Raw genomic sequence first — 26,010 nt, 5'->3', positions numbered from 1 at the left:
ATAGGTAAATAGTTTACAGGACTGCCGTTTTTGCAGGGCTGTGAATCGTAACAAATCAATGGCTAACCTGTTTATCATCCCTACAGCCAGTGGGCCTGATCCCAGAGCGTCAGCATCGTACCCAGATCCTGTCTGACCGCCTCCTCGAACAGAGTGTACCCCCATGAAACATCCTCCACCGGAAGGCCGCCGGATATGAAAATAATTTTCTCGTCCTCGGACTTTCTCGGGCTTATCTTCCCCGCCGCAACGTCGCTCAGGCTCATCATATTTTCCGCTTTCACCTTCCCCTGCTCCATCATCTTAAGCATCTGGTAGCTGGGCGCCCAGTCTTTCGTGCTCTCAATTCCGTCCGGATGCATCCGGCCCTCGTCGTACCACACCTCGTGCATCGGCCAGTAGTCGAAAACCACCTGGTTTTCCAGCCAGCATTCCTCGGACAGCTCCGCATGGCCGGTGGCCGTAAACAGGCAGCCCGGTTTCAGCCACTCCCTGTCAATGACAACGGGCACCGGCCCTGCCGCTGCGACGCTGATGACGTCGGAATCCACGACCGTATCCCTGAGATTGTCTTTTATAATAATTTCTATCTCATATTCTTTCCGGAATTCCTCGGCGAACGCCTCCGCGCTGGCCCTGACAATATCATTTAAATACAGCCGTTTTACCCCGGGCATGCTGTTTAAGATTCCCCTCGCGCACGCCCTGCTGATGACCCCGCAGCCGATTACGCCGAGGGACTCCGCATCCTTCTTTGCCAGATATTTGGCCGCCACGCCGGGTACGCTGCCCGTCCTCATCGCACTCAGAAGATTGGCCGACATGATGCAAAGCGGCTCCCCGGTCACCACATCATTCAGACCCACCATAAGAATCGAACGGGGAAGTCCCCTCTCTTTGGGATTCGTGATATTGGAACCGTACCACTTCACGCCGCAGCAGTTATACCGTCCGCCTATGTAGGCAGGCATCGCCATATACCTCCGGTCCGGCCCGGCCACCGGCATACCCGGAAAGGGAGTTTCCTTCGGATACCAGAGCATACAGCCGTGGCTGCTCTGATTATAGCCGCCCATCACAAAATCACCCGTTCCCAGAAGCTTGAATGTGTCGTCCATCACCTCCACGCATTTCCTGACGTCCAGCACTCCCGCTTTGATCATGTCAGGTTCGGATAAGAACCTGAATCCCACCTGTTTCCGTTCCATAAAATGCCCTCCATTCTTATTCACGGTACTCTTTCTGTAAAATACCTGCTCTGCGTTTTTAAGCGCCGCGCTATGTCGTAAGCGCCTTTCTGATATGTTCCATCCCCTCCTCCAGATAAGCGCGGGGACAGGCGATGTTCAGGCGCAGGAACTGTTCATAGCCCTGCCCGTATTCCGACCCGAAGTTCAGCGCCACCTTCGCCTCATCCCGCATCTTGTGGAACAGCTCTTCCTCGGTAAACCGGTATCCGGAAAAATCCATCCACATCAGGTAAGTGCTCTCCGGCATGGAGGCCTTCACCTTTGGCAGATATTTTTTCACATAATCCAGGACAAAACGGGCGTTTCCTTCCAGATAGGAAATCATTTCATCCACCCAGGGACCGCCCTTCCCATAGGCGGCTTCCGTCGCCCGGTAGGCAAACAGATTGATGTAAAGATGCATGCTGGCCGCAAATTCTTCCACCTTTTGGCGCAGCTTTTCATTCTTTATAACGATGACCGACGACTTCAGCCCCGCAATGTTGAACGTTTTACTGGGGGCGGTAATCATGATCGCATCCTCATCCACCTGTAGAATCGAGGTATGGTGGTGTCCGGGATATACAATATCGTAATGGATTTCGTCTGAAATAATCAGCACCCCGTATTCCCTGCAGAGAGCCGTAAGCCGTTTAAGCTCCTCCCCGCTCCATACCCTGCCCACCGGGTTGTGGGGACTGCACAGAATATAATATTTAACTCCTTCCCTGAATTTCTTCTCGATGTCCTCAAAATCCAACTCATATCTGCCGTTTTGGTACAGGAGGGGCGATTCCGCCAGCTCATACCCAAGCCCTTTCACGACCGTAAAAAACGGGGAATAAACCGGAGGATTCAATAGCATTTTGTCTCCTTTCCCAGCAATCGCCAGGAGCACGACCGAAAGCGCCGTTATCACGCCCGGAGCCGGAAGCAGCTGCTCTCTTAAAAGCTCCAGGCCGTGACGGTCCCGGTTCCAGGAAATGATACTGTCATAATACCCGTCACCGGCAAATGTATATCCGAACGTCATTCCGTCGTCCGCCCGCTCCCTGATCGCCCGGTTGATATCCGGCAGCACCGGGAAATCGGCATCCGCCACCCAGAACGGCATCAAATCATCTCTGCCGTAATCACGTCCCAGGGCGTCCCACTTCGTGCTGTCCGTATGCCTGCGCTTTAAAAGCACATCGAAATTATACATACACGCTCCTCCATCTCTAATCATTTATCTGCTTTTGTATTTATGTACTTCTATATTTAGCTTCTTTTTAGTTAATCTGCTAAACTTTATATCTTAGTTATTTTATATCACCACGCGCCATATTTGTCAATATATATTCTGTATATTTTGATATTTTATAATAATTTTTATTTAATAGTTTATTATATCATCCTTATATCTGGTTTTTAATCCAACGTTCTCCGATAACTGCAGCCGCACTCTTCGGCTTCACGAACTTTTCGCTGCCACTCAAAAAGGCAAGAGGAAAAAAACACTTTCCTCTTGCCTTCAGGCTGCTTATATTCAATTAAATGATTTCCGTCCACTCAAAATTATGCAAAAAACTTAGCCCAGTATCCCTGGAAGAAAATATACAGTACAACCAGCGGTATTACATAAGAAACATAAATTCTGGCCCATGCAGGGAACTTGATGCCTTTTCCCTCATTGGCCTCCTTTGTGAAGTTCTTGAATCCCCATCCGTAACGGCTTGTACAGAATAAAAGGTACACAAGGCTTCCCAGAGGAAGCAGGTTATTGCTGACGATAAAGTCCTCCAGATCAAGGATGGTAGATCCGGGGCCGAACGGAGTTACACCGCTCCACACATTGAATCCCAGCACACAGGGAAGGGATAAAAGCGTCACTGCAATCATATTGACTACTACTGCTTTCTTTACGCTGCATCCGGTCAGGTCCGTTGCGAAGGAAACAATATTCTGGAAAACGGCGATTACCGTGGAGGCTGCCGCGAAGGACATAAACAGGAAGAACAGCGTTCCCCAGAACCTGCCGCCCGGCATGTTGTTAAATACGTTCGGCAGCGTAATAAAAATCAGGCTTGGCCCCTGTCCCGGCTCAATATTATAGGCGAAGCAGGCTGGAAAAATAATCAGTCCGGCCATAAACGCCACCAGTGTGTCAAGGATTGTAACGCTGATCGCTTCTCCGGTCAGTCTTCTCTCTTTGCCGATATAACTTCCGAAGATTGCCAGCGCTCCGATACCGATACTCAGCGTAAAGAAGGATTGTCCCAGGGCGGCGAATACCACCTCCCCGATTCCAGCCTCTTTTATCTTGTTAAAGTCAGGTTTCAAATAGAATTCCAGGCCCGGACGGCTTCCTTCCATTCTCACGGAATTCACTGCCAGCACTACCATCAGCACAAGGAGGCTGACCATCATAAGCTTCGTAATCTTCTCCACTCCGCCCTGAAGTCCCATTGCACAGATAGAAAAACAGAATACAACGCAGAGCACCATAAATCCGATCATCAGGGACGGATTGGAAAGCATTGCGCCAAATTCCCCTGCCACGCCGTCCGCATCCAGGCCCACAAAATCGCCTGCCGCCATCTTGACGAAATACAGGAACAGCCATCCTGCCACGGTTGTATAAAACATCATAAGAATATAGTTGCCTGCCATTGCAAACCACTTCTCAATATGCCACTTACTGCCTTTCGGTTCCAGCACATCAAACGAAAGCGCCGCACTCTTCTGGCTCGCCCTGCCCACCGCAAACTCCATGACAATAATCGGAAGTCCCAGAAGCACAAGGAATACCGCATAAATCAGAACAAAGGCCGCGCCTCCGTACTGACCAACTATGTACGGGAATCTCCAAACATTCCCCAGGCCGATAGCACAGCCTGCGGAAATCAGGATAAATCCCAGACGTGATGAAAATTTTTCTCTGCCCATTACCATTCTCCTTTATAAATATACATATCCTAGCTAGTTTACTATATATTTCACCAAAAGACAAGGGATTAATTGAGATGTGAGGACGCCTCTGTGAGACGGCGGACGGGGGAGTGGGAGGGTGGATATGAGTCTTCAGTCCCGGTTTGTAGGGTGTGGTGAGGGGGAATCCAGGAGAAAAGATTCCTACGGGGACCCGCTTCCGCTTGTGGAGCGCACAGCGGATGCTAAGACGTCAAAGAACGCCGTCTAAGCACCGGCGGGCTCCAATGTCCCCTTCGGAATCTTTTCTCCTTCCTTCCCCGGGCAGGTTATCGACGGGACTGAAGACTCAGGGAAGGTGATTGCCCCGTCCGCCGGCTTCAGGGGCTGATTGTCTCTTTCGTCAAGTGGGGGAACGGTATTGTCCCAGCCACTACGCAGTTACGGTGCTTTTACATTCTGCCGGATTCTCAGGACAAAAAATAGTGCCGGATTCTAATTCTAAAGCTGAATCAAGGCAAAACCGAAAGCCGATTCTAACTCTATAACAGAATCCAACACTAAATCTAAATCTATATTCTATCCAAAGCAGATTCCAGTACATAATTTGAACCTGCTTCTAACTCAGGTGCAGAGACCAACAGCCAAATCTCTACCAAATCGCTCCAATCCCGGCCAGGCGTCATTCCCTAAGCATCCGGGAAAACGTAGTGCCCTCAACAATACGCCTCCCCCTGAAAGAAACAGAACAAATCAGCCGCCGCAGGCCGCGGTCCGGGATGGCGAAAACCTCCGCGTCTTCAGTCCCGGACCATAACCTGCCTGTGGGGAAGGAGGGAGAAAAAGATTCCGGAGGGAACCTGGGAGTTCATCGGCACTTACCGAGGTCTTTTCGAGGTTAGTGTCCGCTATGTACTCCAAAGAGCGCAAGCGTTTTCCGCAGGAACTTTTTCTGCCCGGATTCCCCACCCACAACAACCTATAAACCGGGACTGAAGACTCATAACCTCCCTCTCACCATCCCGCCCCCCGGCCGTCACCGGCGGCGTTCTCCTTCTCCCAATCTATATCATATTGGTCCAAAATGAATCGCCTGTGCAATAATCAGCATCACGGTCCCCGTTGCCATCCAGATCAGGAACAGTTTCCACATGAATTTCATCCATCTGTCATAAGGAATATTGGCAGCACTGATGATTCCCATAAGAGCCGTGGAGGTAGGAAGCACGTAGTTACAGAATCCGTCTCCGAAGTTGAATGCGAGTACCGCCGTCTGCCTTGTAATTCCCAGCAGATCCGCAAGCGGAGTCATAATCGGCATAACTGCCGCCGCCTGGCCGCTGCCTGATGTCAGGAATACGTTGATTACCGTGTTGGCAATCAGCATGGCCGGAGCCTGGAGCATGGCCGGAACGACGTTCAGGCCGCCTGCCAGGGCATGTACAACGGTGTCGATGATGTTGCCCGATTTCATAATGCTTGAGATGGCGCTTGCCATACCGATAATGAATGCGGCTCCCAGCATCTTCTTACATCCTGCCAGGAAATCTTTTGAAATCTTGGACGGTCCGAAGCCCGCAATCGCGCCTTCCACAACAGCCAGTCCCAGGAATATTGCCGCAGTTTCTTCCATGTCCCAGTCCATCTTGATGCCGCCGTAAACAATGGCGATCAGGGAGGCAAAGAAGGCAATCATGATCAGGACTTTTCTTAAATCCATGGTTCCGAATGTTTCAAGATCCGCATTCTCCTTGAACTCGCTTGTCTGATCCAGGTCGTACATCGGGCTCAGTTTCGGATTTTTATGCACTTTCATTGCATAGCGGATCAGGTAAATATTCGTTACCACATAGAAAACCGCAAAACAGACAAAACGGTAGGCAACGCCGGAGTAAAGCGGCAGTTCCGCAATTTTCTGCGCCACAATAGTCGTGTTGATGTTTAACGGGCCTGTGGAGAATCCAACGGCTCCGCCTAACAGGATGATGGCGGCTCCCGTGATGGAGTCAAGCCCCATCGCCATTGCCAGCATAACCATGATGGGAGCAAAGGCAATAAAGAGGTTTACCCCCTGCGTCGTACAGATCAGGGCAAATACAAGCGTCAGGATCGGGATGAAAATATATAATTTACCCGAAAATTTCTTGGCCAGTTTTGCAACGATGGCATGGAGAGCGCCTGTCTCCGTCACCATGTGGAATGCGCCGCCGGCAAAGAGGATAACCAGCATCAGGTCAATCTTACTGATAAATGCTTTTACAATAAAAAGCGGTATTAAGAACGGGTTCACCGGCGTCCTGTCAATATAGCTGAACTGGGACGGATCGATTACCTTGATTCCCTCGGCATTCTCCACCCTTACATACGCCCCCGCCGGAATAATCCAGGTCAGGACAACTGCCGCCAGGATAATCACACCAATAATGACAAAGGTATGCGGCATCTTAAATTCTTTTTTCGTCTTTTCGCTCACTTTCGTTCCCCCTTAATTCATTTTCATCTCATCAGCCAGTCTCTCGGCAAATTCTTTTTTCACCGATTCAAGAAGCTCCGGCTGCATCACAAGATCCAGTGCCGAACCGGCCAGAATCTTTGCTCCGTAAACAATTGCCTCATGGGCTTCGCTGCTCTTTCCCGCATCGACATAGTCCTGTGAATGGGACGCCGCATCCTCTTTTACAAATGCCACCCTGATACAGGAACCCGGTACGCGGTGCATGATGTTGCCGAAATCGGTGGAACCTGTTTTTTCTCTTGCAGGCCTGATTCTCGGCGCTTCTGCCAGGGAAGCGTTTGCCATCAGGATATCATTTAAGGCCAGACACGGGATCTTGCTGTCGATTCCCTTTTCTTCAATGATTTCCACTTCCGTTTCCGTCATCATCGCCGCTCCCTGAAGCACTTTCTTAAATCGTTCGATCACCGTGTCAAGGTAGGTACGGCTGTAGGAACGGACATAAAAGCTGGCCTCCGCGGTCGCCGGAACGATATTGGCGGGCGTGCCTCCGCAGTTTACAATGGTGTAGTGCATTTTCACATCATCCGCCACGTGTTCCCGGAGGAATTCCACTCCCTGGCATGCCATGATAAGTCCGTCCAGGGCGCTTCTCCCCTTCTCGGGCTTCACGGCCGCATGGGCGCTGACTCCGTGGAATATGATTTTGAATTTGGAAAGCGCCAGGCTTTTCACATCCACCTGGGTTGCGCCGCTTCCATGCATCATCAGGGCCACATCCAGTTCTTCAAATGTGCAGCCGTTCTTCACCATCATAATTTTACCGCTGACACTCTCTTCCGCCGGAGTTCCATACACGGTTACCGTATAGTTCTCCTCTGTATCAGCATTCTTAAGCGCAGCCGCAGCCGCCAGAATCGACGGTCCCTGGAGCTGATGCCCGCAGGCATGGCCGATCTCAGGGAGAGCGTCATACTCACACAAAAGGCCGATGTTCGGGCCGCCGTTTCCATGGTGGTAAATTGCCCTGAAGGCAGTCTCCACTCCCGCTACCTGACGTTCCACCGAAAACCCCTCTTTTTCCAGCCACCCGGTCAACAGCCCAAAGGCATGATGCTCGTTCAGCCCCAGTTCAGGATGGTCGAAAATATCATCGGACATAGCTGCCATCTGAGGTGCGATTGTATCTATGTACCGGTACATTTTCTCTTTTTCCATTACCATACAAATACCTCCTTCAATCTGATACACTCAGTATATCGATTCAGGAGGTATTTGTATAATTTATAGTTTTTATTATTTGTATTAGGAAAATATATATTCCTTTCCCTGTTCACTGATTAACTTTATAAAATGCTGCATATATTCCGGCACGTACATACCCTGCCGGTAGCCGGCCACAAAGGCGGTCTTTCTGGAGGATTCGCCCATTGTATAGTAATTGACCTTTTTCCTGTATTTCATATTACCGGCATAGCTTTCCCTGTTGAAACTGATTCCCAGGCCCTCGGCCGTCATCTGGATGGCCGTCTCGATATTCCGAATCACCTGGATTTTTCCCGGGTGCACGCCCGCATCCTTCAGGGCGGCGTCCACATCGGCACGGATACTCTGGTTCGGGTGCTGCAGAATCAGGTTTTCCCCTTCCAGCCAGTTGAGATCCAGGTTTCTGTAGCGGGAACCTTCCACATAGACCGCCTTCTCGTTCAGGGGATGGATCTGCGGCACCGCAATCAGCAGCTCCTCCTCAAAGAGCACCTGGTACTCCATATCCTTTCTGACGGCGGCGGAATTCATCAGAACGAGATCCAGTTCATACCGTTCCAGCATCTGGCTCAACTCCCACATGTTGCCTTCCCGGATCACCACTTCAATGCCCGGATATTCACTTGCAAACCGGTAGAGAACTGGAGGCAGGAGCCATGTCTCACGGCGCAGCTGCACCCCGACGCGTATTTTCCCTCTTTTATTATTCATCAGGCCAGCCAGCGCCTCGTCGAATTCCTTCTTGAGCTCCAGCATCTTTCTCGCCTTTTCCACATAGAGCTCGCCCGCATAGGTCAGGACAAACCGCTTACCGGCCCGCTCAAACAGCTTTGTGCCCAGCATTTTTTCCAGATTGTTGATATAGATGCTGAGGGCCGGCTGAGATATATACAGCCTGTCCGCGGCCTTGGTGATGTTGCCGCATTCCGCCAGCACACAAACGTAAGTCTGTTCTTTCAGGTTCATCGTAAACTTCCTTTCCTGCTTTTCTCCCGTGTGGATACCATGGTAATACCGTGTGCACTGATGCCGTGTGGATACCGCAGGGATATAATGGATCATATTTTATAACTAATAAGTATTCAATTATTACAGCAGTTCCATTTTATCACAGAATATGTTTTTATAAAACTTATATATTTTTAATTTTATATTTATTTTTTAAATATATATTTCAAAAAAGGGATTCACCGCTCTCTTCCGCTTCCGTCTGTGGAGTAAGCCGTCAAATTTTACGGATTTCACCGCCTGCAAAACTCAAATTTTCCGTTGAAAGGCTTTCCCTGTCATGATATGATAGACGGGCTGCAAATTTTGCTGCAAATCATATTCAATAAGGGGGAGATTCTATGGAACAACTGGAATCAATACTGACAAAAATCAATTCGATACTCTGGGGAAACTGGCTCGTCTACGTTCTTCTTGCGCTGGGCGTTCTCTACACCTTTGCCAACGGCTTTGTCCAGCTTCGCCACTTCCGATTTATCATGAAAAAAACGCTGATCGACTCATTTAAATCCCGAAACGTGGACAAGGGCAGCGGCTCCATTTCCACCTTCAAGGCCATGATGGTAACGCTGGCCGGCAACGTGGGAGGCGGCAATGTAGTCGGCGTCGCCACCGCAATTGTGACCGGCGGCATGGGCGCTGTATTCTGGATGTGGTTCGCCGCATTCTGGGGCATGGCATTAAAATATGGAGAGATCGTCCTCTCCCAGCTCTACAGAGGACGTGACCGTAACGGTAACCTGCTCAGCGGCCCTATGTACTATATCCGTGACGGCCTGAAAATGCCCTGGCTGGGCGTTGTCATCGCCGTTCTCATGTGTCTGAAGATGATGGGCGCCAATCTGGTGCAGTCCAACACCATCTCCGGCATTTTAAACACCCAGTACGGCGTACCGACCTGGCTTGTGGGCGTTCTGCTGATTGCGCTTTTAATGTGTATCACCCTGGGCGGGCTGAAACGAGTGGCCGATATCGCCACCTCCCTCGTGCCCACCATGTCCATCTTTTATATTATAATCGGCATCCTGGTCATCCTGTTAAATATCAACCAGGTACCGGCCGTATTTGCCGAAATTTTCACCGAGGCGTTCTCGATAAAGGCCGCTGCCGGAGGAACCGGCGGTTTCATTATGGCAAAAGCCATGCAGTACGGCATCACCCGCGGCATGTATTCCAATGAGGCGGGCGAGGGAACCGCTCCGTTCGCCCACGGCTCCTCCATTGTCGGACATCCCTGTGAAGAGGGAATCACAGGCGTGACCGAGGTGTTTCTGGACACGATCATCATCTGTACCATCACCGCGCTGGTGGTCGGCGTAACGGGTGTCTATAAAATCGACGGTATGAACGCCACCGTAATGGCGCTCACCGCGTTCGGCACCGTCTGGGCGCCGCTTAAGCACCTGGGGGCATTTGCCCTCCTGGTATTCTGCTTTACCACGCTGATGGGCCAGTGGTTCAATGCCGCCAAAAGCTTTAACTACGCCTTCGGCCCAAAGGTGACCGGAAAAATTAAATATATTTATCCGTTCCTCTGCATCATCGGCGCTATCCAGAAAATCAGCCTCGTATGGACTATCCAGGATTTGGCGATGGGACTCGTCATTATCCCCAACATGATCGCATTAATTATCCTGTTCCCTCAGGTGAGGAAGCAGACAAAGGATTACTTCTCCAATCCGAAATTCTATCCGCAGGCCGCTTCCAAAAAGCGGTAGAATCCCGGACCGGCAGCGAAAGGAAGGTTTCACAGCCATTCCACTGCTGAGGGCAGAAAAAGGGTTACCCTATGGCCAGGCCAGATGGGTAACCCTTTTTCCGTACTTTTCTATTTCTTATTACTCTCTATTTTCTTTCAGCCTCAAATGCTTTTTGCGGTGTCCGTCAGCTTATCGCTTCAGAACCAATCTTATAAGTCCACGCTCCGTCCGAATATTGAGCCGTTATGTCAATCAGGTAATAGGCTCCCGTTCCGCTTCTGTACTTCGTGGCATTGCATTTCACTTTGTTCCCGTCTGTTGAAAGTTCCTCCAGGGTGATAAGGATTCCGTTCTCAATTCCTTTTTCCCGGTCCATCAGACCTTCCGCGGTCAGCTCTTCCGCCGTTGCCTGTCTTCCCCAGACTCCGTAATAGCCTCCCGACAGATAGGCAAGGCCCTCCTTCTCGCCCGCAGTCAGGGAAGTAACTCCTGTAAAGTCAAAATAACTCTCTGAAATCCCCTCGTTAAGCCCCGGATCTTTCTCGGCCAGTTCCTTCATGATCCCGGCATAGAGCGCGAATTCCCTGCTGCCCGTCTCCCCGGTGAGCCTCAGCTTATCAAAGGTGAACTGCGCCGGGTAAGTTTCCTGAACCATTCCATTCCAGAACAGTTCCACAATCATGCCCTGCTTTAAATCGGAAATCTCTATCTTTCCGCCTTTCTCATCCTCCAGAAGCGGACCGTAGCCTGCCGTATAGAGGCCGTACTCTTTTTCCGGATCCAGGACCAGAATATAGGTATCCTTTACCTCCAGGATTTCATAGCGCGTTCCTCCCGTGGAATAATCGGGCGCGTCATTTGTATTTTCATTTCCCGCTCCGCTCTCTCCCCCCGCGACTGTCTGCACAATTCCTCCCGCAGTCCCGCTTTGAGAGGCTCCTGCCGTCTCATCCGCCGCTCCGGCCTGTGGCCCGCCGCATCCGTATAAAAACGTCATGCCCGCGATCAGGGCTGCTCCCAGACACCGCCTCACCATGGTTCTTTTCATAATCGTCTCCTCCTCTTCTATACTTTACTGCCGCAGCCTGTGTTTCTGTCTTCAGCCTGTCGTTCTGTCCTTAGCCTGTCGTTCCGTTCTTACCTGTAGTTTCTATCCCGTACTTCCAGTATCCACCAGATTTACAGTCTCATTATATCAGAGGAGGAAAAACGATGTGTTACCTTTCGTTTAAAGTTTTATTACAATCCCGGCGGCAATCAGGGCATAGGGGCAGGAGCTTTTAACGCAAAAACTGCCCGCCACGCCGGAACCGGATTCCGGGCATGTGCGGGCAGCTGATGGTTAACCGGCAATGAGCCTCTGTTCTCTTTCACAACAACGGCGGATCGGCCGTCATTATCTGTTCTCTTCCACAAATTTTCTGATATTGGAGGCGTTGACGTATTTTTTAATCTCTCCGTCTTTACCTACCTGGACAAGGGTAGGGGCCTGCATGATGCCGAAACGGTCGGACAGCTCCGGATTTTCCTCGGCATCCACCACCTCGTATTCCCTGTCTTTCAGGAACTCTTTGGCGATTTTACAGTTAGGGCATGTCTTTGTCGTAAAGAGGTAGATTCCCTCTCCGGCTCCGTTCCCCTTCTCCATCGTTTCCTGTCCCCTGTTCCCGCTCTCCTGCGGCTCCAGGATAAATTTCTTTCCATTCTTTAATACGGAACGCGTCACGTCATATGACGTCCTGTCCTTATACTCCTGCGTCTTCCCCTCATTCCAGTTCTGCACCGGACGGTAATATCCGGTAATGCGGCTGTAAACCTCCGCTTTCTTTCCGCAGACAGGGCAGGTAAAGTGTTCGCCGATCAGATAACCGTGCTCCTGGCAGATGGAGTAGGTCGGTGACAGGGTGTAATACGGCAGCTTGTAGTTCTCGGCTATCGTACGCACCAGCTTGGCCGCCGATCTCCAGTCGGGCAGCTTCTCTCCCAGGAACGCATGGAACACCGTGCCCGAGGTATAAAGCGTCTGAATCTCGTCCTGGACGTCCAGGGCGTCAAAGATATCGGCCGTATAACCCACCGGAAGATGGGAGCTGTTGGTATAATACGGCGTCTCGCCAGGCTGGCCTGCGGTGAGGATATCCGGGAAATGCTTTCTGTCGTGCTTTGCCAGACGGTAGGAGGTGGATTCCGCCGGAGTCGCCTCCAGATTGTAGAGATCGCCGTACATCTCCTGATAGTCAGAGAGGCGTTCCCTCATGTGGTTCAGCACATTCTTGGTAAATTCCTGCGTCTCTTCGTGGGTCATGTCCTTGCGCAGCCACCTCGCATTGAGTCCCGCCTCGTTCATACCCAGAAGGCCGATGGTGGAAAAATGGTTGGCAAAGGTTCCCAGATAGCGTTTTGTATAAGGGTAGAGGCCGTTATCCAGAAGCTTTGTGATAACCTCCCTCTTGATATGTAACGAACGTGCGGAAATATCCATCATATGGTCGAGGCGTCTGTAGAAATCCTCCTCATTCATCGCCAGATAAGCGATTCTCGGCATGTTGATCGTCACAACGCCCACGGAACCGGTACTCTCGCCGGAGCCGAAGAACCCGCCCGTCTTCTTGCGCAGTTCGCGCAGATCCAGTCTTAAGCGGCAGCACATGCTCCTGACATCGCTCGGCCGCATATCGCTGTTGATATAGTTGGAAAAATACGGCGTTCCGTATTTGGATGTCATCTCGAACAGGAGGCGGTTGTTCTCCGTGTCGGACCAGTCGAAATCCTTTGTGATGGAGTAGGTCGGGATTGGATACTGGAAACCCCGTCCGTTGGCGTCCCCCTCGATCATCGTCTCGATAAAGGCCTTGTTAATCAGATCCATCTCCGCCTTACAGTCTTTATATTTAAAATCCATCTCTCTGCCGCCGACAATGGCATTCATCTCGGCCATATCGTCCGGGACGGTCCAGTCCAGGGTAATATTGGAGAATGGAGCCTGGGTTCCCCAGCGGCTCGGCGTATTGACACCGTAGATAAAGGATTCAATGCATTTCTTTACGGAATCGTATGATAAATTATCAACTTTTACAAAAGGCGCAAGGTATGTATCAAAAGAGGAAAATGCCTGAGCTCCCGCCCATTCGTTCTGCATGATTCCGAGGAAGTTGACCATCTGGTTGCACAGTACGGAGAGGTGCTTGGCCGGTGAGGAAGTAATCTTTCCCGGGATTCCGCCCAGACCTTCCATCAGAAGCTGTTTTAAAGACCAGCCTGCGCAGTAGCCTGTCAGCATCGACAGATCGTGCAGATGGATGTCCGCATTCCTGTGGGCCTCGGCAATCTCATGATCATAGACCTCGGAGAGCCAGTAGTTTGCCGTTACCGCCCCGGAGTTGCTTAAAATGAGTCCGCCCACCGAATAGGTGACCGTGGAATTCTCCTTAACACGCCAGTCTTCCACCTTAACATAGTTGTTGACCACATCCTTGTAATCCAGGATGGTCGCTTTCATGTTACGGATTTTCTCTCTCTGTTTTCTATATAAAATGTACGCCTTGGCAACTTCCGTGTAACCTGTCTGTTCCAGCACATGCTCCACGCTGTCCTGCACCTCTTCCACGCTGATTTTCCCTTCCGACATCTTGGACTGGAAATCGGCTGTAACTCTCAGGGATAACAGTTCCAGAATCTCCTGATTATAGTCATTCTTTGTCGCCTTAAAGGCCTTCTTAATTGCGTTCGTAATCTTTCCCAGATTGAATTCCGCCACTTCTCCGTCACGCTTTATAACGCTGATCATTTTCCCTACTCCTTTCATCCTGCACCCAACGAGGGCTCGTCTCCAATTATAGCAGATGGCATAATAAAACACAATATCTGGTTTGGTTTTTTTTAAGATACCAGATATTGTGTGTTACTATTCGCAGGTAGTATTCCGCGAGGTGTTTTTTGTGAGTGGAGCGTAGCGAAAGTCACAGAAAACCCGAGGGTTGCGGCGCGAAACGGCGTTTTTGCCGTTTCTGTGCATCGCGCAGCGTGTTACTGGGCACGGAGTGAACAGTAACTATTGTGTCTTGTTTTGTCAAAAACTCGTGAAATTAACGTTGAATATTGATAACAGTGAAGCAACGGGTGATTCCGTCCGATGTTTTTACCGCCGTTTTTTTCTTTCCATCATCAGCCGTCCGTCATCAGACCGGAATATAATTCGGTCGGCACGTATGCCGTCACCATAATTCCATCATCCCGGTATTCTTCCGAAAGGAGCTGGCCGTACCTGCGGATGGTTTGAATCTTCCCCGCATCTTTATAAGGATACAGTTTTTCCAGGAAGATTTTCCGGCTCCGCAGAATAGTTTCCAGAATCTCCGTCAACTCATTAAGCCCTCCGCCCGTTTTGGCGGAAACCCTCACCTGGTAGTCGGACTGCAGATCCTTAAGAATCACTTCGTGCTCCAGCCGGTCGATCTTGTTAAATACCGTGACCACGGTCTTATCCGTAATCTCAAGTTTCCTCAGCGTCTCATAGACGATGTGGATCTGGGCGTCCATCTGAGGATTGGAACAGTCTACCACGTGGAGAATGATATCGCTGTATCTGGCCTCCTCCAGGGTGCTCCGAAACGCCTCGATCAGATGGTGGGGAAGCTTTCTGATAAACCCAACCGTATCGGTCAGGAGAATCTGCTGCCCGCTGGGCAGTTCCATCCCCCTTGTGGTGGGATCGAGGGTGGCGAACAGCTTATCCTCCGCCAGGATCCCGGCTCCCGTCAGTTTATTAAGCAGCGTGGATTTACCTGCGTTGGTATATCCCACAATCGCCGCCGACAACGTGTAGTTCCGGTCGCGCTGTTTTCTGGAAACCTCCCGGTGGCGCTTGACTTCCTCAAGCTCTGCTTTCAATTGTCCAATCCGATCGTGGATCAGACGGCGGTCCACCTCCAGTTTTTTCTCGCCGGGTCCCCTCGTTCCGATTCCGCCTCCCAGACGTGAGAGGGAGTTGCGCAGGCCCACCAGGCGGGCCGCCCGGTACTTGAGCTGCGCCAGCTCCACCTGTATCTTACCCTCGCTCGTAACGGCGTGGGCCGCAAAAATATCCAGGATGACCATCGTCCGGTCCATCACCTTTGTGTCCAGCGCATTCTCCAGGTTGCGAAGCTGTGCCGGTGAAAGCTCGTCATCGCAGATTACGCCTGTGGCGCCAAGCTCCCATACCCGCTCCCGCACCTCCTCAATCTTTCCCTTGCCGAGGTAGGTGCCGGGATGGACTCTCTCCCTGTTCTGGATAATCTTGTCCACCGTCACCGCGCCGGCCGTATCGGCCAGTTCTTCCAGCTCATCCAGGGACTCTTTTGTATCATCTTCATCGGAGGTGCTGACCGCAATCAGGATCACACGCTCCTCAAGCTCTTTTAAATCAATCAGTTCTGCCATATTCCTCCCGCCTTCTAACGGCTCTCCAGAAATGCAATTTCTTTTTCCAGCTCGGGCGTGGAACCATACTCCGCCACATAGCTTCTGAAGGTCTCAAGCGCCTTTGCAAAATCGCCTTTTTTCTCGTAAACGGCGCCCACGTTGTACATCATCTGACGGCTCTCCCCCGAACCGCCCATCGCAATCCCCTGCTCAAAATAGGAAATCGCCTCGTCGAAACGCTCGGCTGCCATCATGCAGAGGCCCATCTGGTTGTAAATCCCGGGGCCGGAAATTCCGCTGCTTATGGCCGCTTCACAAAATTCCACCGCCTTATCGTAATTCCCCGCCGTTCTGTAGGCATCCGCAATCGAGGACACCGCAATCCCGGCTCCTGCCGCCGTCTTTTCTTCGCTCTTTACCGCCTCTTTTGCCTTCGCATACGTCTCGGCCGCCGTATCCGGATCCCCGGACATGGCCTCGGACGCCGCCTTGTAATACAGATACTCCGGCTCCTTCTCATCCACATCCGCCAGAATTCCGTACGTATGCGCAGCCGCCGTATAGTCTTCCAGCATAAATTCCGCCTCGCCCCTGTATTTCAGTATATCCAGTTCGAAGGCATTTACAACCCCGTCCGCTTCTTTCAGGGCCAGATCAAAGGATTCCACCGCCGACGCATAGTCTCCGCTTTTCACCTGTTCGATTCCTTTTAGCCTCGCCTCTTTTGCTGCTTTCGGCTCCCCGCATCCGCCCAGCATGAGCGCCGACGCGGTAAGCGCCGCAAGGACAATTGACGTTCCTCTTCTCATTAGTCCATACCTCGTATTATTCTCCGCATGATTCCCGGGTCCTTCTCCGATCGGCCTTTGTCCAATCAGTTCTTTCCGGTGCTTCCGTGACCGCCTCGGTCCTCGTGGCCGAGAACCGGCGCCTCCTCGAATTCGATTGCCGGCTGGTGCTCCATGATACGGAACTGGCAAATCCGGTCGCCGGTGCTAATCTTTGTATCCCTGAGGGCATAAGCCGGGAAAAACCACTGATCGTTGTCGCCGCAGTAAGTCTCATCAATGACGCCCATATGGTTTGTCTGGATGATTCCGAAATTTTTGAATGTGCTGCTTCTTGGAACCACATGCGCCTCATATCCGTTCGGAAGCTCCATCGCCACACCGAGGGGAATCAGGGCAAATTCTCCCTGTTTCAGCTCCATGTCCGCCGCGGCCCTCAGATCAATCCAGTCGGATTTCCCTGCAATATAATCGAGTTTTTCTATTTTGTCGGTAAAATATTTGATTTTGATTCTCATTCGTCTGTCTCCTCTGTCTGTGTAAAGTAAGGGCTGCCCGCCGTTAAACGCCATGGCCGCCGCGCATCCTGCTATGCAGTGCAGTAAGATTATAACATCCTTTTGGCCTGCGGTAAAGCAACTTATTGCCGTCCACACTGCATCCGCCCCGCGGTTTACGGAACCGTTTTTTTTCTGAAACAACGAAAAGCACGCTCCGCGAACTTTTCATTGCCACTCAACGCGGAAAACTGCCCCATCCAGACCGGAGCCTGGATGGGGCAGTTCCCAACGTAAACAAATAATATCAGGAATAAGGGTGTTTTTACCCGAATCGTAACTATTCAGTACCTTCATAGTTATCCCGAATCTTACAAAATATTCATGAAGGTCGTAAGCACCATCGAGTTAAAGAAGTCTACAAACAGGCTTCCTACCAGCGGCACAATGAAGAATGCTCTCGGCGCCGGGCCGTATTTTTCCTGTAAAGCTCTCATGTTCGCCATTGCGTTCGGTGTGGCGCCCATACCGAATCCACAGAATGCCGTCGTCATGGCTGCCGCCTCATAGTCGCGGCCCATAATGTTGAACACTGCGTAGTTGGCGTAAAGGAACATTACCAGGGTCTGTATAAGCAGGATGACAATCATCGGAAGCGCCAGTGCGGCAAGCTGCCACAGCTTCAGGTTCATCATCGCCATCGCCAGATAAAGGTTCAGGGAAAGGCCGCCCAGTGCGTCGATTTCTTCCATCGGAAGCTCCGAATTCTTTACGTCCCAGATGTTACGGATTGCTGCGGCACAGAGCATTGCGCCGATATAAGCCGGCATTGTGAGGCCGATATTTTTAAAGAAAGTGAAAATTAAAGTTCCGATACCGATGGCAACTGCAAGAAATGCCGCTGCATTGGTAAATTTCTGTCCGTCGATCGGGGAACCAATCTCGTCAACTGCGGTTCCTTCTGCCTTAGCGGTTGATTTAAGTCCCATTTTTTCAACACGTGCCCTTGCAATCGGCCCGCCCATCATGCTTCCTGAAACAAGGCCGTATGTAGCTGCCGCCAGGGCAACGGTAAGAGCTCCCGATACTCCGTATGTCTGTTCCAGAAGAGGTCCGAAGGAACCCGATGTTCCGTGGCCGCCAACCAGAGGCATGGACCCCATACAGAGGCCTAAAAGCGGGTTAAGTCCGAATGCCGCCGCCAATCCGCTTCCCACTGCATCCTGGATAATACACATTCCGACCGACAATGCAAGGAATATAAACACCTGCAGGCCGCCTTTTTTCAGGAGCCGGAAACAGGCTGTAAAACCTACGCTGCAGAAGAACACGGTCATAAGAATCGTTTGAACTGTAGTATCAAATGAGAATTCCAGGACTCCCGCCCCGTAAAGCGCCAGATGTGCTAATGCGAAGACAATACCTCCTGCTACCGGTGCCGGAATACAGTACTTACTGAGAAATCCCAGTTTTTTTACCATAAACCTTCCCAAACAATAGACGAGTGCCCCCAGCGCACAGGCCTGATACATATCAAGCTCAATTACCATCATACTAACTCCTCCTTCTCACTTTTGTTTTGTGTAATCATTTTTCACCCGTCACTACAGAAAGTAACAGAAAGTTACAGTAGTCTTCTGTTAAGGAATCGATAAGGCAATGGCTTGTAAATCAAATTTTTGTTTAGCAATATCTTAACTTCGCTTTACAAAGTTCTGTTTTTTCAACAATGAAAAGCAGGCCCGGCAGATCCTGTTTTAAGACCTGCCGGGCCTGCTTTAAAGCTCCCGTTATTCAGCATGGAGAACCGGCCTGTCCGCGTCCAGGCTCTTTTTCACATCGATCACCCGCTGGTTGGAACTGCCCTTCCACTTCAGCGTGCTGTCCTTAAGCTCCTCCACAAACCGGCCGTCCACCAGGACGTCAACCAGGCTGATAAACTTCAGCTCTTTGATCTCCTCCCAGGTAAATCCCGTATACAGCCACACGGTTTTATCCGGAAATTCCGCCCTGACCCTCCTGATCAGCGCTTCGGTGTCCTCCCTGTTCTTAAAGTGAAGCGGATCGCCGCCGCTGAATGTGATGCCGGAAATATATTGTTTGCCCAGTTCCTCCGCTATCTCCCGCCATGCCGCCTCATCAAAGGGAATTCCCCCTTCCACGTCCCAGGTTACGGGGTTGTGGCAGCCCTTACAGCCATGGCTGCAGCCTGCCTCCCAAAGAACGACCCTTAAGCCATCCCCGTTGAGCATATCGTCTTTTGTAATATTGTGATAACGCATTTCTTAACTCCGATCTGTTTTGTCCGTTCTATCTTTCCCGGGTTGGTTTTCCCGATTCTATTTTCCCGGGTCTGTTTTCTCCTGCTTTACATGGACTTTCTCTCGGCTATCTCGGCCATTTTTGCCTCGTTTAACCGTGTATCGCCCTTGACACGGGAATAGCTTAAGTACCCGTTCATCCTGTCTATCTTCGTCAGGTTGCTGCTGCCGCAGGCCGGGCAGACGTCCATGTCGAGCTCCTGGTGGCCGCAGTCGTCACAATAGGAAAGGGACAGGTTCACACCCTCGTAAAGTCCCATCTCCATGGCCCGCCGTACCAGGGTTCTGACGGCTTCCAGGTTATAGTCGATGGGGTATTTCACATACTGGATCTTGCCTCCATTGGACAGCTCCCAGAACCTGTATTCCAGATCCTGCTTCCGGATCGGGGAAATCTCCTCCGTCACGTGGCAGTGGAAACCATTGCTGACGTATTCGCGGTCGGATACATTCTCGATAATTCCGTATTTCTTGCGGAACTGTTTCACCTGGAGGCCGCAGAGGTTCTCCGCCGGCGTCGCGTAGATGGCGTAAAGGTTCCCGTCTTCTTTCTTGAACTCTTCCACCTTTCCGTTGATATGCTCAAGGACTTCAAGGGCAAACCGGCCGTCCTCCACCAGGGATTTTCCGTTGTAGAGCTGCTGAAGCTCGTTAAATGCGGTAATTCCAAAGGATGCCGTCGCCGTCCTGAGCAGCGGCTTAATCTTATCGTGAAGCCCCAGATGGCCGCCATAAAATCCGCCCTCACAGTAGGCCAGGGGATTGGTGGACGCGCGCATCTCTCCCAGGTATGCATAGGTACGGATATGAATCTTCCGGATCAGGTCCAGATAATAGTCCAGCACTTCATAGAAATCCCGGCTCTCCTGCCTTGCCCTGGCGAGAATCATCGGAAGGTGGAGGCTGACTACGCCGATATTAAAACGGCCCACAAAGACCGGCTCGTCCTTTTCGTCGGCCGGATTCATGCCGCCCCTCTCATACCAGGGAGATAAGAATGCGCGGCAACCCATCGGGGAAATGATCTTTCCATACTTTTTATACATTCCGGCAATATATCCCTCGCCGGTCAGTGAAAGCCAGTCCGGATACATCGTCCTGGCGGAACATCTGATTCCCGCTTCAAACACATCTTCCAGCTCGCAGCCCGGCCCATGGAGCTTTTCATCATAGAGGAAAACGATTTTCGGGAACAGGACCGGCTTCTTGCAGCCTTCCTTCCCCTCTCCCTTTTTCCTCACTTCCAGCATTGTGATGGTCGCCAGCTTTGCAAAACGGCTTTTCCCCGTGCCTGCCGTCATTGTAATGAAAGGATAGTCCCCGCGGCTGGAGGAGACGGAATTAAATTTGTATTCCCAGCCCTGGAATCCCTGTTCCATGTCACGCTTGATATCGGAAAAGGCCACTTCCTCCGCCTTTTCTTTATCAAGTCCCAGAAGCATATATTTCTCCAGGTATTTTGCATAGGATTTTTCCGCATAGGGAGCCAGGATTTCCTCCACGCTCGGAACGGTAAATCCTCCGTACTGCTGGCTGGCCGCGCTGAGCACGATGTCCCCGATGACGTCGAAGGCCACATCCAGGGTCTTCGGCTCATTGTACCAGAGATTTCCCATCTCAAAACCGCCCGACAGGACGCTCTTTACATCGAACAGACAGCAGTTCATCGTATCGCGGCGGGCCGACATGTCGTGGATATAGAGATATCCGTCGCGGCAGGCCTGAAGCTCCTCCACCGTCATAAAGAATTTCTGGTAAAGCGATTTATTCAGCTCATTAAAAATCAGGCTCCGCTTGGTGGACACCAGGGCGCTGTCAGTGTTGCTGTTTTCCTTATCTCCGATATACATGATGGATTGGCTTTTCTTATATACGTCATCCAGCATCTGCACGAAATCCTGTTTGTAATTGCGGTAATCGCGGTAGCTCTTGGCCACCGCCGGATTCACCCGCTCCAGCGCTCCCTCCACCAGGTTATGCATCTGGGAAATCGGGATCCGGTTCTCATCCAGTTTCTCCACCTTATCCTGAACAAAACGGCAGATGAACGCAATTTCCTCCTGCGTGAAGTGAACCATGGCGCGCTCCGCCGATTTATTGACGGCCACCACGACCTTCTGGACATTAAAATCTTCTCTTGTCCCATCCTTTTTAATCACTTTTATCTCCGAATTTTTCATTCCGTCCTCCTGTTTTCCTAAAATTCCCGCCTCATCCTTTTCATCCGGACATTCTTCTCTGCGGAGCGTTCCGATTTATCTACATATCGTTATCATTTTCATTACTGTTTCTATATCCTGTGTTCATCAAAAAAAATCACGGTACTTATCCTACCATCCCAGCCGCAATGCGTCAAGCTCCATTTCCACATTTTTATACAAAATTCGGGCTGCGTGCCAATCCCGGCTCATGCAGACTTTTCTCCGGGTACGTCACAAAATGTGATTTGCTCTGCCCCTCCGCCATCCGTTCCGTCGGCTGATTGCCTCAGCTGTCAAGAGGAGGCGTAGAGGGGGAGCGATGGGTCTAGGTTGATCCGGATAATTTCTTTTGGGGATAATGGTATGTGGATGGATTGGTTAGATTCGTTAGATTGGCTTGTTGAAAAGATTGCGGGGCAATCTGGAAATTTCTGAATGGTGCGCGTTAGATTCGATAAAGTGGTGAAAATGTAGTGCTGAAAATGCGAAGAAAAAATATGTATTGGGCATTGGTCTGTTTTGTTTGGAAATGGCGTAGTTATTTGATTTCCCCCACCCCCAGAAACAGGACAGTTGGCGGGACATGGGCGGGGCGGATAGGTGAAGGCGATCACCTTCGCGTTTTCAGTCCCGGCCATCGTCTTCCTCCATCCCCACATTGCCATCAAACTCCGCCCGGGACTGAAGACTCACACTCTCTCCCCTCACCATCCCGTCCGCCATCCGTCCCGACGGCGTCCTCATTTCTCCGCCCGATTTCTTCTTCCACCTCCAGCCTGAATTCATCCACCTGCCGCGGATTGATCTCCGGCAGTTCCTCCGTCGACCCGACACCGAAGCGGCGCAGGAATTCTTCCGTTGTGGCGAAAAGGGCAGGGCGCCCCGGGGCATCCAGGCGGCCTACTTCATATACCAGGTTGTACTCGATCAGGCGGTTGACGGCATGGTCGGATTTGACACCCCTGATTTTTTCTATCTCCAGCTTTGTAATCGGCTGCTTATAGGCAATAATGGAAAGCGTCTCCAACACCACGTCCGTCAGGACCTGCTTCTTCGGGGCGGAGGCCACCTGTATCAGGTTATCGTAATATCTGGCCCTGGTGCACATCTGGTAACTGTCTTCCAGCTCTATGATCTGCATCCCTCTCTGCTCCTTCTCATACCGCTCTTTCAGGCGCATCACCGCGTCTTTTGCCGCCTCCGCGTCACGGCCGAGGGCCGCGGCTATCTGGCGCACTTCCACGGATTTGCCCATTGTAAAAAGAACGGCTTCCACAATTGCCTCATCTTCCGAAAATACCATGTTTTCCTGTTCCATCTGTTATCTCATTCCTGTTCTTCAAAGTCCTCCAGACCTTCCAGATCGAGCTCTCCCGTCTCTCCTTCCGGTTCCAGGGTTTCTATGTACATATCGTCAAATAGTGCTTCCTGGGTCAGGCATATTTTCCCCATCTTCATCAGTTCCAGCACAGCCAGGAACGTAACTACCACTTCCAGGCGGCCCGTCTGCTTCTCAAGAATCTGGCGGAAGCTGAATGTTCTGTGTTTTCTCGCATACTGCATGACCGAACCGATTTTCTGTTCCAGGCTCACCGGCTCCTTGCGGATTGTGCCGAAGTTACTTCTCACCGGATCGATCTTGTCCTCCTTGCGCTTCATCACCGAGTCAAAAATGCTCTGAAGTTTGGCCAGCGTCAGCCCGTCCAGCAGGCTGTCTAAATCCACGGGCGGCTCATACTTCAAAACCTCCTTCGGGATCGTCGGATCCTTAAACAGAAGACGCTCCGCGTCCTGCTCCCGCTCCTCCAGCTCCTGGGCCATGTATTTATATGTCTTATACTCCAACAGCCGGCGTACCAGCTCAGCTCTCGGATCCTCCTCGTCCTCTTCCTCCTCTTCCTGGGCAGGCAGAAGCATCCTCGACTTGATATCGATCAGGGTAGCCGCCATCACGAGGAATTCGCTGACAATGTCCAAATCCGTCTTTTCCATCTGGCTGACGTAATCCAGATACTGCTGCGTGATCAGCACGATCGGGATATCATAGATGCTGACTTTATTCTTTTCTATTAAATGGAGGAGAAGATCCAGCGGACCTTCAAAATTCTCAAGCTTATAGGAAATTCCCATCTGGTTTTCGTTCCGTCCTTTCCCCGATAGTATATCAAAGATGATTTTTCATGGCAACCCCCTCCGGTTTCAGGGTAATCCGGATGAGCTGCGGCCTGTCGTTCAGCCTGATATTGATGGAATGGGTCCCCAGCCCGCGGCTGACTAACATTGTCTTTCCTCCGCTGTCGAAGCGGCCGGCGCACCAGGGCAGAAAGAACTGGTATTGCGGAGTCATCACGCCGCCCAGAAACGGCAGGCGGATGGTTCCCCCATGGAAATGGCCGGACAGGGTCAAATCGGCTCCCCACTGTCTGCAGTTCTTAAAAAACAGAGGGGAATGCAGCATAAGAATCTGGAACCTGGCCGGATCCGCCTTCCCTGCATGGCGCTCCAGTTCCTTTTCCGGAAGTGCCGGTATCGTAAAACGGTGGCGGTAATATTGTTCCTCCATATTGCATCCGGTGATACGGATATCCTCACCAAAGTCCGCGCTTTGATCGGAGAGATAAACGGCTCCTGCTTCGGCCAGCTCCCCTGTGAACCTGTCGTAGAGATCGCCGTAGACCGTCCTCTCCCGTCTCATCCGCTCCTCATGGTTTCCATTGGCATAATAGACAGGGTAACGCGCAGCCAGTTCCCGCACCAGTTCCAGGATTACCCGCAAATCGGCATCCCCTCTCGTAACCATCATATCTCCGCCAATCAACACGGCATCCGGACGGATTCTGTCTACCTCCTCCACCAATTTCCTGTTTTTCTCACCAAATTCATTATTATGTAAATCGGAAAGAAATACAAATTCCCGTTTATTTCCTTTTATTTTTCCCGAAGTTATCTGGTAGTGATCTGTGACAAAATGTTTTTTTTCATATTCCGATCGCAGAACCAGTCCTCCGGCAACGGCCGCCAGGGCCGCCACACAGGCATATACCATAAAATCCTCCTGAATCATTGATAAAATCCGGCGCTCCGGATTCCCGCGCCGGGCGCGGACGCACAGCGGCATATTATATCTTCGCGCGAGTGTGCATCTCATGAAACAACGAAAAGCACGCTTCGCGAACTTTCCATTGCCACTCAACAAAAATCAGCCTGCCCCGGCCACAGCCGGCGCAGGCATCAGGCCTCTTAGCAGTTCTCACGCAGGTTGGCGTAAGGAGCCTGCTCAAGGCGTATAAAATATCCCTGCTCATGTTCACAAACCGGGCAGTACTTGGGCGCAATTTTCCCTTCGAAAATATAGCCGCAGTTCAGGCAGATCCACTCCGTGTCTTCCTCGGAAGCAAAGAGCCTGCTGCTTTCAAGCAGATTGGCGAAAATACCGAAACGGTCCCCATGGGTTTTCTCGATATCCGCGATCATATGGAATACATGGCCGATACGGTCAAATCCCTCTTCCAGGGCCACATCGCCGAAGTCTTTATATACCACGTCGAACTCTTCAAATTCATTGTGTTCCGCCGCTCTTAAAAGATCCACGGTCTTCTCATACATATCAACCGGATAACCTCCGTCAATATGGATGGTCTCTCCCGTCATTTCCTTTAAAAACTTATAGAATACCTCCGCATGCTCCTTCTCCTGCTCGGCCGTATATAAAAAGACCTTCTCAATGACAGGAAGTCCTTCCTTCTTAGCCACTGAAGCGGCAAACGTATAGCGGTTTCTCGCCTGGCTTTCACCGGCAAAAGCACGCATCAGATTTTTAGCAGTAGCGCTTGTTTTCAAAACACTGTCCATCAAATTATTCCTCCTATTTCATTTGTTGGTAGTAGTTTCTCCGAAAACAGGCAATGTATACCAATCATAATACACTTATATTTAAAAAAACGTCAAGCAGACTTTTTATTTAGTTGAGATGCGAGGACGCCTGTGTAAGATGGCGGACGGGGTGGGGAAGGTTGTATATGAGTCTTCAGTCCCGGTTGGGTGGGTGTCGTGAGGGGGAATCCGGGAGAAAAAATTCCTACGGGGACTCGCTCCCGCTTGTGGAATGCGCAGCGAGTGCTAGCTTCGTGAAGAACCTCAGCAAGCACCGGCGGATTCCAAGGTCACCCTTCGGAAAGTTTTCTCCCTCCTTCCCCGGGCAGGTTGTCGACGAGACTGAAGACTCAGCGAAG

General features: G+C 51.1%; 20 protein-coding genes. 2 read left to right on the top strand and 18 right to left on the bottom strand.

The features are described 5' to 3' along the window. Window positions 1-80: 80 nt before the first annotated feature. From V3C10_09130 to V3C10_09120, 3 genes are all read right to left on the bottom strand, one after another. Complete coding sequence (locus V3C10_09130; GenBank protein WVP63948.1) at window positions 81-1,208, bottom strand: tyramine oxidase subunit B; 1,128 nt, start codon at window positions 1,206-1,208, stop codon at window positions 81-83. 70 nt (window positions 1,209-1,278) lie between these two features. Further along, complete coding sequence (locus V3C10_09125) at window positions 1,279-2,433, bottom strand: MalY/PatB family protein (protein ID WVP63947.1); 1,155 nt, start codon at window positions 2,431-2,433, stop codon at window positions 1,279-1,281. A 353-nt stretch (window positions 2,434-2,786) separates the two neighbouring features. Continuing rightward, window positions 2,787-4,157 carry a sodium-dependent transporter gene (locus V3C10_09120; protein ID WVP63946.1) on the bottom strand — a complete coding sequence of 457 codons (1,371 nt, stop codon included), beginning with the start codon at window positions 4,155-4,157 and terminating at the stop codon, window positions 2,787-2,789. 127 nt (window positions 4,158-4,284) lie between these two features. Between V3C10_09120 and V3C10_09115 the strand changes: the two genes are divergently transcribed. Next, window positions 4,285-4,410: a hypothetical protein gene (locus tag V3C10_09115; GenBank protein ID WVP63945.1), complete on the top strand. Its 126-nt coding sequence runs from the start codon at window positions 4,285-4,287 to the stop codon at window positions 4,408-4,410. Between the two features lie 798 nt (window positions 4,411-5,208). Here the strand turns inward: V3C10_09115 and V3C10_09110 are convergent. From V3C10_09110 to V3C10_09100, 3 genes are all read right to left on the bottom strand, one after another. After that, window positions 5,209-6,612: a Na+/H+ antiporter NhaC family protein gene (locus tag V3C10_09110; GenBank protein ID WVP63944.1), complete on the bottom strand. Its 1,404-nt coding sequence runs from the start codon at window positions 6,610-6,612 to the stop codon at window positions 5,209-5,211. 12 nt (window positions 6,613-6,624) lie between these two features. Beyond that, complete coding sequence (locus V3C10_09105; protein ID WVP63943.1) at window positions 6,625-7,818, bottom strand: M20 family metallopeptidase; 1,194 nt, start codon at window positions 7,816-7,818, stop codon at window positions 6,625-6,627. 81 nt (window positions 7,819-7,899) lie between these two features. Next, window positions 7,900-8,826 carry a LysR family transcriptional regulator gene (locus tag V3C10_09100; GenBank protein WVP63942.1) on the bottom strand — a complete coding sequence of 309 codons (927 nt, stop codon included), beginning with the start codon at window positions 8,824-8,826 and terminating at the stop codon, window positions 7,900-7,902. A 383-nt stretch (window positions 8,827-9,209) separates the two neighbouring features. Between V3C10_09100 and V3C10_09095 the strand changes: the two genes are divergently transcribed. Continuing rightward, the gene (locus tag V3C10_09095; protein ID WVP63941.1) at window positions 9,210-10,586 is read left to right on the top strand and encodes an amino acid carrier protein; all 1,377 of its coding nucleotides are present in this window, start codon (window positions 9,210-9,212) and stop codon (window positions 10,584-10,586) included. Window positions 10,587-10,752: 166 nt separating this feature from the next. On the opposite strand, the gene V3C10_09090 is transcribed toward V3C10_09095, so the two are convergent. From V3C10_09090 to V3C10_09035, 12 genes are all read right to left on the bottom strand, one after another. Beyond that, complete coding sequence (locus tag V3C10_09090; GenBank protein ID WVP63940.1) at window positions 10,753-11,616, bottom strand: hypothetical protein; 864 nt, start codon at window positions 11,614-11,616, stop codon at window positions 10,753-10,755. 348 nt (window positions 11,617-11,964) lie between these two features. Continuing rightward, complete coding sequence (locus V3C10_09085) at window positions 11,965-14,355, bottom strand: ribonucleoside triphosphate reductase (protein WVP63939.1); 2,391 nt, start codon at window positions 14,353-14,355, stop codon at window positions 11,965-11,967. 377 nt (window positions 14,356-14,732) lie between these two features. Beyond that, the gene (gene hflX / locus V3C10_09080; GenBank protein ID WVP63938.1) at window positions 14,733-15,989 is read right to left on the bottom strand and encodes a GTPase HflX; all 1,257 of its coding nucleotides are present in this window, start codon (window positions 15,987-15,989) and stop codon (window positions 14,733-14,735) included. A gap of 14 nt (window positions 15,990-16,003) precedes the next feature. After that, window positions 16,004-16,780 (bottom strand): tetratricopeptide repeat protein, encoded by a 777-nt coding sequence (locus tag V3C10_09075; protein ID WVP63937.1) that lies wholly within the window; start codon window positions 16,778-16,780, stop codon window positions 16,004-16,006. A gap of 65 nt (window positions 16,781-16,845) precedes the next feature. Beyond that, a complete protein-coding gene (locus tag V3C10_09070) occupies window positions 16,846-17,277 on the bottom strand; it encodes a dUTP diphosphatase (protein WVP63936.1) in 432 nt (143 codons plus the stop codon). A 350-nt stretch (window positions 17,278-17,627) separates the two neighbouring features. Further along, entirely contained in the window at window positions 17,628-18,809 is a 1,182-nt protein-coding gene (gltS, locus tag V3C10_09065; GenBank protein ID WVP63935.1) for a sodium/glutamate symporter, read from the bottom strand. Window positions 18,810-19,046: 237 nt separating this feature from the next. Then, the gene (gene nrdG / locus V3C10_09060) at window positions 19,047-19,538 is read right to left on the bottom strand and encodes an anaerobic ribonucleoside-triphosphate reductase activating protein (protein ID WVP63934.1); all 492 of its coding nucleotides are present in this window, start codon (window positions 19,536-19,538) and stop codon (window positions 19,047-19,049) included. 86 nt (window positions 19,539-19,624) lie between these two features. Beyond that, window positions 19,625-21,757: an anaerobic ribonucleoside-triphosphate reductase gene (gene nrdD / locus V3C10_09055; protein WVP63933.1), complete on the bottom strand. Its 2,133-nt coding sequence runs from the start codon at window positions 21,755-21,757 to the stop codon at window positions 19,625-19,627. 685 nt (window positions 21,758-22,442) lie between these two features. Continuing rightward, window positions 22,443-23,096: an SMC-Scp complex subunit ScpB gene (gene scpB, locus V3C10_09050; protein ID WVP63932.1), complete on the bottom strand. Its 654-nt coding sequence runs from the start codon at window positions 23,094-23,096 to the stop codon at window positions 22,443-22,445. An 8-nt stretch (window positions 23,097-23,104) separates the two neighbouring features. Continuing rightward, entirely contained in the window at window positions 23,105-23,908 is an 804-nt protein-coding gene (locus V3C10_09045; GenBank protein ID WVP63931.1) for a segregation/condensation protein A, read from the bottom strand. A gap of 34 nt (window positions 23,909-23,942) precedes the next feature. Further along, window positions 23,943-24,824, bottom strand: coding sequence for a metallophosphoesterase (locus V3C10_09040; GenBank protein WVP63930.1), 882 nt, complete (start codon window positions 24,822-24,824; stop codon window positions 23,943-23,945). A gap of 194 nt (window positions 24,825-25,018) precedes the next feature. After that, entirely contained in the window at window positions 25,019-25,630 is a 612-nt protein-coding gene (locus V3C10_09035) for a rubrerythrin family protein (protein ID WVP63929.1), read from the bottom strand. Window positions 25,631-26,010: the final 380 nt, after the last annotated feature.

Source organism: [Clostridium] symbiosum, assembly GCA_036419695.1.
GTDB lineage: Bacteria > Bacillota > Clostridia > Lachnospirales > Lachnospiraceae > Otoolea > Otoolea symbiosa_A.
The sequence above is the reverse complement of the archived record's forward strand: the minus strand, read 5'-3'. Positions and strand labels throughout refer to the sequence as shown.